General features: G+C 55.0%; 11 protein-coding genes. 10 read left to right on the top strand and 1 reads right to left on the bottom strand.

The window, feature by feature from the left end:
* Window positions 1-40: 40 nt before the first annotated feature.
* The 4 genes from BM322_RS06680 (at window position 41) to BM322_RS06665 (ending at window position 7,390) form a co-directional block, all read left to right on the top strand.
* Entirely contained in the window at window positions 41-3,397 is a 3,357-nt protein-coding gene (locus BM322_RS06680) for an EAL domain-containing protein (protein WP_075429123.1), read from the top strand.
* A 198-nt stretch (window positions 3,398-3,595) separates the two neighbouring features.
* Window positions 3,596-5,512 (top strand): sigma 54-interacting transcriptional regulator, encoded by a 1,917-nt coding sequence (locus BM322_RS06675; protein ID WP_075429122.1) that lies wholly within the window; start codon window positions 3,596-3,598, stop codon window positions 5,510-5,512.
* Window positions 5,513-5,530: 18 nt separating this feature from the next.
* Window positions 5,531-6,181, top strand: a complete 651-nt coding sequence (gene trmB, locus BM322_RS06670; protein WP_075429121.1) for a tRNA (guanosine(46)-N7)-methyltransferase TrmB — start codon at window positions 5,531-5,533, stop codon at window positions 6,179-6,181.
* A 12-nt stretch (window positions 6,182-6,193) separates the two neighbouring features.
* Entirely contained in the window at window positions 6,194-7,390 is a 1,197-nt protein-coding gene (locus BM322_RS06665; RefSeq protein ID WP_075429120.1) for an FtsW/RodA/SpoVE family cell cycle protein, read from the top strand.
* A gap of 40 nt (window positions 7,391-7,430) precedes the next feature.
* Here the strand turns inward: BM322_RS06665 and BM322_RS06660 are convergent, their stop codons facing one another.
* Window positions 7,431-7,892, bottom strand: coding sequence for a nitrous oxide-stimulated promoter family protein (locus BM322_RS06660; protein WP_075429119.1), 462 nt, complete (start codon window positions 7,890-7,892; stop codon window positions 7,431-7,433).
* A 178-nt stretch (window positions 7,893-8,070) separates the two neighbouring features.
* Here BM322_RS06660 and BM322_RS06655 point away from each other — a divergent pair, with 178 nt between their 5' ends.
* From BM322_RS06655 to rsmA, 6 genes are read left to right on the top strand one after another with little or no spacing between them, the layout of a single operon-like run.
* Complete coding sequence (locus tag BM322_RS06655; RefSeq protein WP_075429118.1) at window positions 8,071-8,256, top strand: hypothetical protein; 186 nt, start codon at window positions 8,071-8,073, stop codon at window positions 8,254-8,256.
* A gap of 29 nt (window positions 8,257-8,285) precedes the next feature.
* Entirely contained in the window at window positions 8,286-9,566 is a 1,281-nt protein-coding gene (locus tag BM322_RS06650; RefSeq protein ID WP_075429117.1) for a sensor histidine kinase, read from the top strand.
* A complete protein-coding gene (locus BM322_RS06645) occupies window positions 9,563-11,038 on the top strand; it encodes an aminotransferase class I/II-fold pyridoxal phosphate-dependent enzyme (RefSeq protein WP_318254558.1) in 1,476 nt (491 codons plus the stop codon). The genes BM322_RS06650 and BM322_RS06645 overlap by 4 nt, the downstream gene beginning before the upstream one ends.
* Window positions 11,035-11,706 (top strand): deoxynucleoside kinase, encoded by a 672-nt coding sequence (locus BM322_RS06640; protein ID WP_075429115.1) that lies wholly within the window; start codon window positions 11,035-11,037, stop codon window positions 11,704-11,706. The genes BM322_RS06645 and BM322_RS06640 overlap by 4 nt, the downstream gene beginning before the upstream one ends.
* A gap of 29 nt (window positions 11,707-11,735) precedes the next feature.
* Window positions 11,736-12,284 carry a ribonuclease M5 gene (gene rnmV, locus BM322_RS06635; protein WP_075429114.1) on the top strand — a complete coding sequence of 183 codons (549 nt, stop codon included), beginning with the start codon at window positions 11,736-11,738 and terminating at the stop codon, window positions 12,282-12,284.
* On the top strand, window positions 12,281-13,153 hold the full coding sequence (gene rsmA / locus BM322_RS06630) for a 16S rRNA (adenine(1518)-N(6)/adenine(1519)-N(6))-dimethyltransferase RsmA (protein WP_075429113.1): 873 nt from the start codon (window positions 12,281-12,283) through the stop codon (window positions 13,151-13,153). The genes rnmV and rsmA overlap by 4 nt, the downstream gene beginning before the upstream one ends.
* The last annotated feature ends 79 nt before the right edge of the window (window positions 13,154-13,232 follow it).

Raw genomic sequence — 13,232 nt, 5'->3', positions numbered from 1 at the left:
ATAGGCACGTATATTACCAGGAAGATTAGAGGGTGGCTATATGGGAATCGGAGCACTGGGGAAAAGATTGGCAGCCAAGGCAGATTTCCTGCCAGGCGGATTTTTTATCTATCGGGCTGATGAGAATGAGGAAATCCTGTTTGCCAATGAGCAAGTCTTGAAATTATTCGAATGCGAGACCTATGAGGAATTCTATCAGTTTGTGGGCGGCAGTTTTCATGGCATGGTCAATCGCAACGAACTCGACGGCGTTGAGAAGGACATTGCCTATCAGGTTGAACTGCATGATAACTGCTTTGATCATGTGACGTATTTCATCACGACAAAAAAAGGCAAAACCTGCTATATCGAGGATTTTGGCCGCCTTGTGGAGGATCCCGAGGAGGGCCCGCTATACTATGTCTTTATTGCTGATATTGAGGTAAAGTCGCAGAAATATGAGCGTGACCAGGTGACGGGACTCATGAGTATGCGCTTGTTCATCGAGGCTGCAGAAACTTTGCTGCAGAGCCTGCAGCGTAGTCCGCAGCCGGTGGCGATGGTGTTCGTCTTTATCAATATCCGCAATTTCAAGCATTACAATGTGCGCTACGGGCTCGAGGCCGGGGATCAGTGCTTGCGCCGTATCGGGCAGGTCTTGTCGCGCTATTTCCCGCAGGATCTGCTGACGCGTCTCAACAATGATCATTTCGGTATCCTGACGCAGGCTGAGGGCGTAACGGAAAGCCTGCTGCAGGCCAAGGACGAGATCAAGGCGCTTAGTGACGAATTGCTGCTGGATATGAAGGCTGGTATCTATACGGTCAAGGAAAATGAGACGGTCCGTCCTATTGTGGCACTAGATTATGCCAAGATTGCCTGCGACAGCATCAAGAACAAGGTCATGACCTTTGTGCAGTTTTATTCGGAAGATATTCATCGGCAGCTGGAAATCTACGAATATGTTACGAGTCATATCGATATGGCATTGGAGCGCAAATGGATAAAACTCTACTATCAGCCGGTTGTGCGCACGTTGTCAAAGGAGCTCTGCAGCATGGAGGTGCTGGCGCGCTGGGTCGACCCAATCTATGGCATGCTGAATCCGGGACAGTTCATCAGCGCCTTGGAGGACAGCGGGCAGATCCATAAGCTCGATATGTATATGGCGCGGGAAACCTGCCGGCTCATGCGCGAGCGCATGGACAAGAAAATCGCGGTGGTGCCGGTTTCCTTCAACTTGTCACGGCTGGACTTCCTGCTCTGCAATATCTTCCAGAGCATCGAAGATGCTGTGGCGGAGTACCGGATTCCCCGCCATATGATCCATATCGAGATTACCGAGAGCATGCTGTTTGACAATGGCGTGCACATGCAGGGGGAGATCCAGAAGTTCCACGATGCCGGCTATCAGGTCTGGATGGATGATTTCGGCAGCGGCTATTCGTCCCTCAATGTGCTCAAGGACTATCATTTTGATGAGATCAAGCTCGACATGATGTTCCTGTCGTCGTTCAATGACCGTTCGCAGGCGATCCTGACCTCCACGGTGGATATGGCCAAGAAGATCGGCATCCAGACGCTGGCCGAGGGGGTCGAGACGGAGGAGCAGTTCGAGTTTCTGCGCAGCATCGGCTGCGAGAAGGTGCAGGGTTATTTCTTCGGCAAGCCGCTGCCCTATCAGGAATCTATCGACAACATCATCAGCAAGGGCTTGCAGATTGCCGATCTTGACTGGCAGCATTATTATGACGAGGCTGGGCGCATCAATCTGATTACGGATCAGCCCACGGCCATCGTTGAAGATGATGGCCGGAATTTCCAGGTACTGTTTGCCAATGGGGCTTTTTATGAGCAGCTCAATGGCCTGGAGATTCACGGCCTTGCCCAGCTGGAGCGCACGGTCAATTCGAGTTTTTCGCCATTGCATCTGCGGATGCGGGAGTTTATCAATAAACTCAAACGCAATAAGACCGAAGATGTGATGTTCTATTCCAATCGCGGCCAATACCTGATGCTGAAATTTGAGCCAGTGACAGAATATGAGCATAAATATCTTTACCGGGTGATACTGATCAATCTGTCAGCCGACTCGGAGCGGGTGGCAGAGCGGCGGCTGGATCGGGTCATGCGCGATGTGAGTGTGCTGTTTGACGATATCGTCATCCTGGATTTTTCCAATGACTGCGCCGAGCCATTGTTGTTTTCCAAGGTGACGGGGAATGCTGGCGAGCGTCATTGGTATGATCTGAAGGCCTACCGGCAGAAGATGCTGGACGAAGTGATCCATCCAGACGACCGTAAGCGTTACGAGGATTTTGTCATGGAGCAGGATGTGCGCCAGCGCATCCGGGAAAGCCAGCTGGGGTTCGTGGAAGGTTTCTTTAGGACCAAGGACCAGGATGGCGCCTATAGCTGGAAGCAATTCGATTGGTTCCTCGAAGATGAGGCCAAGAATCCGTTGGTTGTGCTCTGCGTCAAACGGGCGGAGCTCGAAGATGGAGCGCTGTTAAAGGCTCTTATGCAGACTATCGACAAGGATGTGGAGACGCAGGAGCGGTTCTCGCAGGCTGTGCGCAAGCAGCGGCAGCAGGCACAGTTATGGCGCAGTCTCATGATGCATACCAAGGACTGCTATTTCTGGAAGGATGCCGACCGGCGGTTTGTCGGTGTCAGCCAGTCGTTCCTTGATTACTATGGAATGACGTCGCTGGACGATATCATTGGCAAGAACGATGAAGAGATGCATTGGCATGTGGATAATCAACCCTATAAGAGTGATGAACTTGACGTGATCGCCAAGGGCGTTGAAATCCATGATGTACCAGGAACTTGTATCATCAAGGGGGCAGTGCGGCCCATCGTCTGCAATAAGTGGCCGATTTATGACAAGGGAAAGATTGTCGGATTGATGGGCTACTTCATGGATGCTGACAATCTGCGTACTCGCACCCATAGCATCACGGGCAGTGTACGCACGGATATGATTACAGGACTCATGAACCTGCGCGGCATGTCCGAGGCCTTTATGGGCTATGTGGAGCAGATGGAGTTCCATGAACGCCACTTCGGGCTCATCTTGCTGCGGTTTGGTGAGTATGGGGATATCAGCCAGCAGCGCGGCGTGCGGATTGCTAACTCGTACTTGCAGGTGGCGGCAGATAACCTGCGGGAATGTTGTGGCAAGCAATGCTCGCTGGCACGGCTCAAAGGGGCCGATTTCGGGGTGTTGAGCTATTTTGACAAGGCTGGCGAGCTTGAAAATCGTGTGGCAGCTATCGTCAAGCAGATCAGCGGCAAGTATGAGATTCATCATCAGCTCGTGACCATGACGGTGCGTTACAGCGTGATGATTGATACAGAAGCCTCATCCTTTGAGGAGATGTATGGATTGGCGCGCAAGAAAATGGAAAAGTGAGGTGCGCTGGACTATGGGCAGATTGAAACGAATTGGGGTACATATTGCTGTTTTTTTGAAAAAATGTAAATAAAATAGGACAAAAGTAATTGCAGGATAACTTAATGCTTGGTAAAATGTAAGTTACGATAATTTACGAAACGCAAAAGACCCGGCAGTGACCGGGCGGAAAATAAATGATTTACAGGAGGCTGAGCTATGATCAGAGAGCATCGCAGCAGAAGCAAACTCGAGGCTTATTATCAGAAATTCACGGAAGACGGCATATTAGATCCCAATGTACATCCCTGGGTGGCCGAGTCCTGGGAACGGAGCCAGGCACTGGGCATTAACCGGGATACGATGAAGATTGAACGCAAGATGTCCAAGGAGGAATTCCTGGAGCTGCAGAACAAGCACCGCGATGCCATCGACTATCTGAGCAAGCTCAGTGAGGGCATCCGCGAGTTCTTCCAGGAGTACAACCTGAGCCTGCTGCTGGTCGACGCTGACTGCACGGTGCTCAAGAGCTATTCGCTGCCATTCTATCAGATGACACCGGGGGAAATCGAAGGCACGCGTGTCGGGGTGGAGGAGGTCGGTACCTCATCCATCTGCATTGCCTATGAGCATCAGACGCCGTTCTGGATGTTTGGCCCCGAGATGTGGGTTAAGGAATGCCAGCTTGGCGATGCCTGCTCGGCACCGGTCAAGATCAATGGCGAGTTCCATTACATCATTACCCTGGTGTCGATGGAGCAGATCGCGATGCCGCAGGATGCGGTCATCTCGCTGCTGCTGACGATGCGTACGGCTCTCGAGCAGCATCTGACCGAAGCGCTGCGCATCAAGGCCGAGGAGGCCATCCTCGATGCGACGCCGTTTGCGGTCTATCATGTCATGCCGGGCGGCGAGGTGGCCTATGCGAACCAGCTGGGGCACACGCGTCTGGAGGGCATCGGTGCCAAGAAGGGCGACGGCAGCCGCCATACGCAGAATCTCAACGATGTCATCATGAACTACCAGCATACGCCAATCTACAAGGGCTTCCGCGGCGTGCCTTCGTACAACAAAGAGGTTACCTGGATCACGCCGGCTAAGACCTATGAGGATATCACGACTGTCGTGCCGCTGGAGCGCGACGAGGATCAGGCTGTCCAGAGTGTTGTTGTCGTCTCGATGCCGATTGAGGACCTGCGCACGCTGGTTGCCCATGCGGCAGGCTATACGGCCAAGTACAGCCTCAATTCGATGGTCGGCGACGGTTCGACCTTCCTCAGCGTGCGCAACAAGGCCGGCCGTGTGGCCAAGAACAACCACCATGTCCTGATTCAGGGTGAGGCTGGTACGGGCAAGCAGCGCATGGCCCATGGTATCCATCAGGCCAGTGCACGTGCGGCTGGTCCGCTGATCACGCTGCGCTGCGGCGACGCGACGCCGGAGCTTTTGGAGCAGGAACTCTTCGGTGTCATGCTGAATCCGGAGGTCAGCCATCAGGGCCGTCTCGAACTGGCTTCGGGCGGTACGCTGTTCCTCGATGAGATCGAGAAGATGCCGAAGAGCATCGCGCTGGAGCTGGCCAAAGCTTTGGAGTCTGGCAAGGCCTGCCGTGTGGGCGAGAATGTGGAACGCTCGATTGATGTGCGCATCATCGCGGCTTGCGACAGCGACCTCAAGCGCTTGACTGAGCGCGGCCTGTTTGCCCGCGAGCTCTACGACATCGTGAGCCGCAGCATCGTGCGCGTACCGGCTCTGCGCAGCCGCCGCGAGGATATCCCGGAGCTTGCCCAGCATATCGTCAAGGAGCTGGCTGAGCAGCATCAGATGGAACCAAAGGAAATCCTGCCGGCAACGGAGCAGGTCCTCGAGGACTACGACTGGCCGGGCAATATCAAGCAGCTGCAGAGCGTCCTGGAGTATGCGTTCTTCAATACGCCGGGCAAGACCATCCGTCCGGGAGACATCAGCCTTATGGGCGATGTCAAGCCGGATAACAAGTGGAAAGAGGACAAAGAGGTATTCGTCAAGGCATGGCAGGCAGCTGGCGGCAATGTGAGCCGTCTGGCTAACCTCTTGAATGTCAGCCGTGTGACGCTGTACCGTTATCTCAAGAAATACGGGCTGGAAAAGAAGTAAGGATAAAGGAGCAAGAACGTGCGTTTAAGAAGAAAACCGTGGGTGGATGAAGCCATCCATGAATTTGATGCGTTTGTCATCAGCCGTGACCAGGAGATTGGCGAGGAAAAGCAGGGCAAGTGGGCGGAAATCTTTGGCCGTCAGGCCCCGCTGCATGTCGAGCTCGGCACGGGCAAGGGCGATTTCATCAGCCAGCTGGCTGAGCGCAATCCGGACATCAACTACATCGGCATCGAGGCCCAGCAGGATGTACTGTACTCGGCGGCCAAGAAGATTGCCGAGAAGGAGCTTACGAATGTCCGCTTGCTGGTGTTTGATATCAACAACATCGAGAAGATCTTCGGCGAGGAGGAAGTTGACCGTTTCTACATCAATTTCTGCGATCCCTGGCCGAAGAAGCGTCATGCGAAACGCCGCCTGACCCATGTGGGTTTCCTCGAGAAATACCGCCGTCTCTTGAAGAAGCCGGGCGAGCTGCATTTCAAGACTGATAACCGCCCGCTGTTCGATTTCTCGCTGGAGCAGTTCGAGGAGGCAGGCCTGCCGACACGCGATGTATCGTTTGATCTTCATGCTGAGAACCGGCCGGACAATATCATGACCGAATATGAACGCAAGTTCAGCGGCTTCGGCGAGAAGATCAACCGCTGTGAGGTTATCTTTCCGTAAGGGGGCTGTGTCATGCGGATAAGGAAGACCATGTGGAACAACGATGCTGAACCCATCCTTGTCATCATGATTATCCTCATTGTTCTTGGGACAATCAATGTATTCAGCTCGAGCTTTGTCATCGCGACGACGGATTATGAGAATCCCTACTATTTCCTGATTCGTCATGCTATTTGGCTTGTGATCGGCTTTATCGCTTTCGTCATCTGCCGCAAGGTCAATTACCGGCGTTGGCGCGACTGGATGCCAGCGCTGCTGATTGGCATGATACTGGCGCTGGCAGCGGTGCTGGTGGTCGGCATGAGCGTCAACGGTGCCCGGCGCTGGCTGGGCGTTGGCCCGCTGAGTTTCCAGCCGGCCGAGTTTGCCAAGCTTGTGAGCCTGATGCTGGCGGCGGCCATCCTGTCGGTTCAGGTCAAGGCTGGTCGGCCCGCAAGTGTCATGAACCTGCAGTTTGCCTTGATCGTGCTGATGGCCGGACTTACTGAGCTCGAGCCGGATATGGGCACGGCTTGCATCATTCTGGGCGTGCCGCTCATCATGGCTTTTGTGGTCGGTATGACACCGGCGATGACGAAGGGTGTGCTGCTGGCCATCCCGCTGGGCGTTGTGGGACTCATTACCTTGCAGCCCTATCGTCTGAGCCGTATCCGCATCATGCTTGACCCGTGGTCGGATGCGCAGGGCATCGGCTATCAGACTGTGCAGTCGCTGTCGACTATCGGCTCCGGTGGCTTCTGGGGCATGGGCCTTGGTGATGGCGTCAGCAAGTACGAGTACCTGCCTGAGGCCCATACGGACTTCGCGTTTGCGATTTTCTGCCAGGAACATGGCTACGTCGGCGCGCTGATGGTATTCTTGCTGTTCGCGCTGCTGATCTTCTTCTGTGTCCGCATTGCCAACCGCGCAGAGGATGAGTTCGGCCAGATTTTGGCCATGGGCATCATGCTGCTGATTTTGGGACAGGCGCTGGCGAATCTTGCGATGGTCGGCGGCATGTTCGCCGTCGTCGGCGTGCCGCTGCCATTCATCAGCTACGGTGGTTCATCACTGCTGGTCACGATGATAGCCATGGGCATGTTGCTCAATATCTGCGATCATGGCCGTAAGCCCACATATGGGGAAGCGGCCGACAGCAGTTCGGAAACAGGACCGGAGAAGCCGGAAAAAGCCGCCGCTGGCCGTCCGAAGCTTCGTCTCGTAAAATAGCAAAAAAAAAACCTTCCTACGGGAAGGTTTTTTTGCTATATCATTTCTTAGCCTTGCGATCCTTGGCGCGTTTCTTAGCGGCCTCTTCTTTGGCCTTGACCTTGTCGTCGACTTTCTTGGCCTGCTGATATTTAGCGTAGTCAACGCCCATGCTGGCCAGTTTGTGTTTGACCGTCATGATTGGATGGGAGAAGAACATGCGCTTCTGGCTCGTGCCCATGATGTGGAGGAATTCCTGTGCCTGCTTGGAGCCGAAGCACTGCATCGTGCGGTCGCAGCGGTCGCAGATTGGTTTCGTGATGCCGTAGGGGCAGCGGTTCATCTTGGTCATGACCGTTGCCAGGAGTGCCTGGCACTGTGGGCAGAGTTTATCGCCCGACGTTTTGTGATGGCTGTGGCAGTAGATGCCGAAGGTCTTTTTGATGGTGGCCTTTTCTTTCGGCATATTGTTCTTTATCTCTACTGGTTTACGTTTCGGCAAGAAACGAGAGAAAATGCTCATTTTGAATCACCTTTCGCTTGTTGGAATGTACCGTGTGGAGGCACTCTTTATATTTTAAAGGTATTTAGCGATAAAAGCAAGTCTCCCTTGACTTCTGCCGCATTCATAGTAAAATTTATAATAAGAGTATTTTGGGGGTCGTGCACAGCATGGCCGGGAGGTGAGGACGATTTCTTTCTTGAAACAGCATGGCAAGGCAATTTCAAATGTATTGGTAGTTCTGCTGGTAGTCGGTGCGATTTACGCTAAGATCCAGGATAACGGAGTGGATTCCCTGTTCCGCGTGACGGATCTCTATATCCTGGTCGGAGCCTTGCTGGGCCTTGGCGTAATCCGCTGGCTTGGCAAACGTCACAATAAGTAGTACGACTGACGTGAGAATGGAGGCTTCGTATGTCAGCCCTCAATAAAGAATCCTTGTTGGAAGGGGCGGGCGGATTGAAAACGGATTCGCTTAAGAGTATCCTGACCAATACCATAAGTACAATCGAGGATAATAAATCCCAGATCTTTGATATATATGAGACGGCCCGGGGCGAGGTGGAGAGCAGCAAGCAGCAGCTCCAGGAGCTCAAGAAGCAGGCCCAGAAGACCATCGACCGTGTTGACGAGCTCGTGAAGCAGGAGCAGCGTGAGAAGCAGAAACTGGTTCAGGTCAGCAGCAACTTCCAGGACTACTCCGAGGAGAAGATCCGTGAATGCTACGAGCAGGTCAAGAATGTGCAGGTGGAGCTCGGCGTCCAGCGTGAGAAGGAGCAGAACCTGCGCGGCCAGCGCGACCGGCTTGAGATGCGCCTGCGTCATCTGCAGGTCATGCTCGTGCAGGCTGAACATCTGGCCCTGGCCATCGGCTCAGTGCTCTCGTATCTGAGCTCCCAGGTCAGCGGTGTCGTCTGGAAGATTGAGGCGGTGCAGAAGGACAAGTTTGTCGGTGCCCGCATCATCAAGGCCCAGGAAGAGGAGCGCTATCGTGTCTCCCGTGAGATCCATGATGGCCCGGCCCAGGACCTGGCCAACCTCATATTCCAGACCTCAGTGGCCGAAAAGCTGGTCGACTATGATCCCGAGGAGGCCAAGCGGACGCTGCATGAGCTGCGTGAGCAGATTCGCGAATGCTTGATCAGTGTACGGCAGGTCATCTTCGACATGCGGCCGATGGCCCTTGATGATTTGGGCCTTGCACCGGCTCTTAATCAGCTGGTGGGGCGGCTGGCTTCGCGCGGCATCCTGTCGACGGAGTTCAGTATCGATGGCACGGCTTATGAGTTGCCCAAGCATGTGGAAATCGCGATTTTCCGCATCGTGCAGGAGGCACTTAACAACGTTGCGCGTCATGCGGGAACGGATAAGGCGCGTCTGCGCCTGCTCTATACGCCGCAGGCACTATCGGTATTGATCCAGGATGAGGGCGAGGGCTTCGACGCTGAGGCTGAGCCGGAGATCCCGGATATGGAGAACGCCGATGAGATTCTCGCCGAGGATGCTGAGTCAATCGGTCAGTTCGGTCTGATGGGAATGCGCGAACGTGCCAAGATCATCGGTGCGGAGCTCAATATCATCTCGGCTGTCGGCAAGGGCACGCGCGTCCATCTGCGCGTGCCGAGCAAGCTGGCTAAGCCCGGCACGGAAAAGGTCAAGGCAATCAAGACACCGGATAAGGGCAGACGGAAATGATGGAAAAACAAACGAAAATCAATCAGCTAAGAGCGCCGATTGCGGAGGCCATGGCGGCCTACGCGCGAGACGGCGCTCTCGCTTTTCATACGCCGGGGCATAAACAGGGCCTCGGCGCGCATCCATTACTAAAGAATCTCATAACGGAAGAAGGCCTGCGCGAGGAAGTCTCGCTGATGGAGGAGCTCGACGACCTCCATGAGCCGACGATGTGCATCCGCGAGGCCCAGAATCTGGCGGCAGACCTCTATGGTGCCGAGGGGGCCTATTTCATGATAAACGGCACCAGCGGTGCCATCCATACGATGCTGATGGCGGCGCTCCGTCCCGGTGATACGGTGCTGGTGCCGCGCAATGCACATCGTTCGATGATTGGCGGCATCATTCTGGTGGGGGCAAAGCCTGTCTTCATCCAGCCGGAAATCGACGAGCGGCTGGGCATTGCCATGGGCCTTCGCCTCTGCGACATCAAGAAGGCCATTGCGGCCCATCCTGAGGCCAAGGCGCTGGCCCTGGTTTACCCTACCTATTACGGCGTAACGGTGGATTTGCAGGCCATTGCCGACGAGCTGCATGCCCATGACATGCTGCTTCTGGTGGATGAAGCCCATGGCCCCCATCTGAAGTTCTCTGAGGCTCTGCCGCTCCAGGCCATCGATGCTGGGGCCGATATGGCGGCCCAGAGCACCCATAAGATTGTGGGAAGCATGACGCAGACCTCGATGCTGCTGGTAAAGGGGCCTCGGGTCAATGAGGAACGTGTCCGTCAGGCCGCCAGCCTGTTGCAGTCGACAAGTCCCAACCAATTGTTGCTGGCGTCCTTGGATATCGCGCGTCTGCAGCTGGCGGAAGAGGGTACCGAAAAAGTCAGCCGGGCCGTAAGGCTTGCTGAAAAGCTGCGCCAGGACATCAATAGGATTGACGGCCTCTGGTCCTTTGGCGCTGATTACCTGCAGACAGAGGGGGCATCTGGCCTAGACCTTACCAAAGTTACGGTCAGCCTGCGCCAGCTTGGCATCAGCGGGCCCCAGGCTGAGGAAATCCTGCGCCATGAATATAAGATCCAGTGCGAGCTTTCTGATGCCTATAATCTGCTCTTTATCATCTCCTATGCGGATACGGAGCATGAGACGGCGGTACTTTTGTCCGCGCTTAAGGAACTGGCAGCCCGCTATAAGGGAAAAGAGCAATTCTCGGTTCCGGCAGCTATGCCAGCTGTGCCTGTGCTTGGCATGACGCCGCGGGCGGCGTTCTTTGCTGACTATGAGCAGGTGCCCTTTGCAGAAGCTGCCGGCCGCATCGCAGCCGAGCAGCTGATGTTCTACCCGCCGGGGATTCCGATCCTGGCGCCGGGGGATAGAATTGACCAGTCAAGTCTTGACTATATCCGCGCCATGCAAAAGCTGGGACTCAAAGTGGTAGGCCCCCAGGATACCAATCTAAAGACATTGAAGGTAGTGAAAGAATCGTGAGCAAAGGAAAACTCATTATTATAGAAGCTGGCGATGGCTCAGGCAAGGCCACCCAGACCAAGGCGCTTTATGACCATCTGGTCCGCGACGGTTACCGCGTGCACCGCATCGAGTTCCCCGACTATGCGGCCGATTCGTCGATGCTGGTGCGCATGTATCTGCGCGGCGACTTCGGTGGCCATGCCGAGGATGTCAACGCCTTTGCGGCCTCGACGTTTTTTGCTGTCGACCGCTATGCGTCCTTCCGCATGAAGTGGAAGGAATTCTACGATAACGGCGATATCATCCTGGCCGACCGCTACACGACCAGCAACATGGTTCATCAGGCCGTGAAACTCACCGATGCCAAGGAGCGTGAGGCGTTCCTCGACTGGCTCTGGGATTTTGAGTTCGTGAAGATCGGCTTGCCCGTACCAGACAAAGTCGTGTTCCTCGATATGGCGCCTGAGGTTGCCGACAAGCTCATTGCGGCCCGGGCCAAGGAAACGGGGACGGAGAAGGACATTCACGAAAAGGACACGGACTATCTGCATCGCTGTCATGCGGCCTATCTGGAGCTGGCAGCCAAATATGACTGGGCAGAAGTCACCTGCAGTGAAGGCGGGGAGCCGCGCAGCATAGAGTCGATTCATGACGAGGTATATGCGGCTGTCAAGGCCATACTCTGAGTGGAGATTGGAAGTTGTAAGGAGTATTTATGATAAAAGAAGTATTGGTCGTCGAAGGCAAGATGGATGTGGTGGCCATTGACAAGGCTGTCGAGGCTGACTGCATCATCACTGAGGGATTCAACCTCAAGCCCCAGGCCCTCAAGAATATCGAGCAGGCCTATAAGAAACGCGGCATCATCATCATGACGGATCCAGATTCGGCTGGCGAGCGCATCCGTACCTATCTGTCGCGGCGCTTTCCGGATGCCAAGCACGCCTTCGTGCCGGTGGAGGACGCCACGGACAACGACGATATCGGCATTGAACAGGCTAAGCCTGATGCCATCCGCAAGGCGCTGGAGAAGGTGCGCACGCTGGATTGGGAGCCGACGAATGAATTCAGCGGCGCTGATCTCATCGTCAACAATCTGTCGGGCGCCGCTGATGCGAGCACCCGCCGCGCACGGCTTGGGGCCATCCTTGGCCTCGGCTTTGCCAATGCCAAGACGTTTTTGAAACGCCTCAATCACTATGGGGTGACGCGGAAAGAATTTGCTGACGCGGTGGCGCAGCTTGACAAGGAGGAAATGAAATGAGCGAAGAAATCATCCAGCCGAAGATTGCCAGCCGTGAGGTCACGACCCATATCCTCAAGGCCTTCGGCCTGCGCATGAGCAAGAAACTCGGCCAGAACTTCCTGATTGATGCGGGCATCGTGCAGGGCATCGTCGATGCGGCAGAGATCCAGCCGGGAGAACGAGTGCTGGAGATTGGCCCGGGTATCGGCACCCTGACCCAGGGCCTTGCCGAGGCTGGCGCTGAGGTAACGGCTGTTGAGCTCGACAAGAAACTGCCAGCAGTGCTGGCGGAGACCCTCAAGGCCTATGATAATGTCACGATCGTACCGGGGGATATCCTCAAGGTAAACATTCCGGAAATCATGGGAGAGGGGCCCTTCAAGGTAGCAGCTAACCTGCCTTACTATATCACGACGCCAATCCTCATGGCCCTGCTCGAGCGTCACCTGCCGATTACGCGCATGGTCACCATGGTGCAGAAGGAAGTGGCTGAGCGTATGGTCGCAGGCCCGGGCTCCAAGACATACGGCGCTTTGTCGGTAGCTGTCCAGTACTACACTGAGCCCGAAATCGTGCTCAACGTGCCGCCACGCTCGTTCATTCCGGCACCGGAAGTCGACAGCGTCGTCATCGCCTGCAAGGTGCGTGAGACGCCAGCTGTCGACGTGCTCGAGGAGAAGATGTTCTTCCGCGTCGTCAAGGCTGCCTTCGGCCAGCGCCGCAAGACCTTGGCCAATGCGCTCTGTGGTGGCGGCTTCCCGAAGGAGCAGGTCCGCGATGCTATGGAGAAAGCTGGCATCGACCCGACGCGCCGCGGGGAGACCCTCTCCCTCGATGAGTTTGCACATTTGGCTGATGAATTTACTAAGATTGCAAAAAATGCTTAATTTCGTATTGCTACTATGCAAAAAATGTTATACAATAGTACACGTGAAGAATAACGGACAGAAAAATGTAACGTTGTAA

The sequence above is a fragment of the Selenomonas sp. GACV-9 genome, assembly GCA_900116485.1.
Taxonomy (GTDB): Bacteria; Bacillota; Negativicutes; order Selenomonadales; family Selenomonadaceae; genus Selenomonas_A; species Selenomonas_A ruminantium_G.
Note: the sequence above shows the minus strand (reverse complement) of the source record. Positions and strands in the feature narration are given on the sequence as shown.

What these genes read in the sequence shown, in the direction of transcription:
- BM322_RS06680 (WP_075429123.1), top strand. Translation starts at nt 41, where the DNA reads ATGGGAATCGGAGCACTGGGGAAAAGATTGGCAGCCAAGGCAGATTTC.
- BM322_RS06675 (WP_075429122.1), top strand. Translation starts at nt 3,596, where the DNA reads ATGATCAGAGAGCATCGCAGCAGAAGCAAACTCGAGGCTTATTATCAG.
- BM322_RS06665 (WP_075429120.1), top strand. Translation starts at nt 6,194, where the DNA reads ATGCGGATAAGGAAGACCATGTGGAACAACGATGCTGAACCCATCCTT.
- BM322_RS06660 (WP_075429119.1), bottom strand. Translation starts at nt 7,892, where the DNA reads ATGAGCATTTTCTCTCGTTTCTTGCCGAAACGTAAACCAGTAGAGATA.
- BM322_RS06650 (WP_075429117.1), top strand. Translation starts at nt 8,286, where the DNA reads ATGTCAGCCCTCAATAAAGAATCCTTGTTGGAAGGGGCGGGCGGATTG.
- BM322_RS06645 (WP_318254558.1), top strand. Translation starts at nt 9,563, where the DNA reads ATGATGGAAAAACAAACGAAAATCAATCAGCTAAGAGCGCCGATTGCG.
- rnmV (WP_075429114.1), top strand. Translation starts at nt 11,736, where the DNA reads ATGATAAAAGAAGTATTGGTCGTCGAAGGCAAGATGGATGTGGTGGCC.
- rsmA (WP_075429113.1), top strand. Translation starts at nt 12,281, where the DNA reads ATGAGCGAAGAAATCATCCAGCCGAAGATTGCCAGCCGTGAGGTCACG.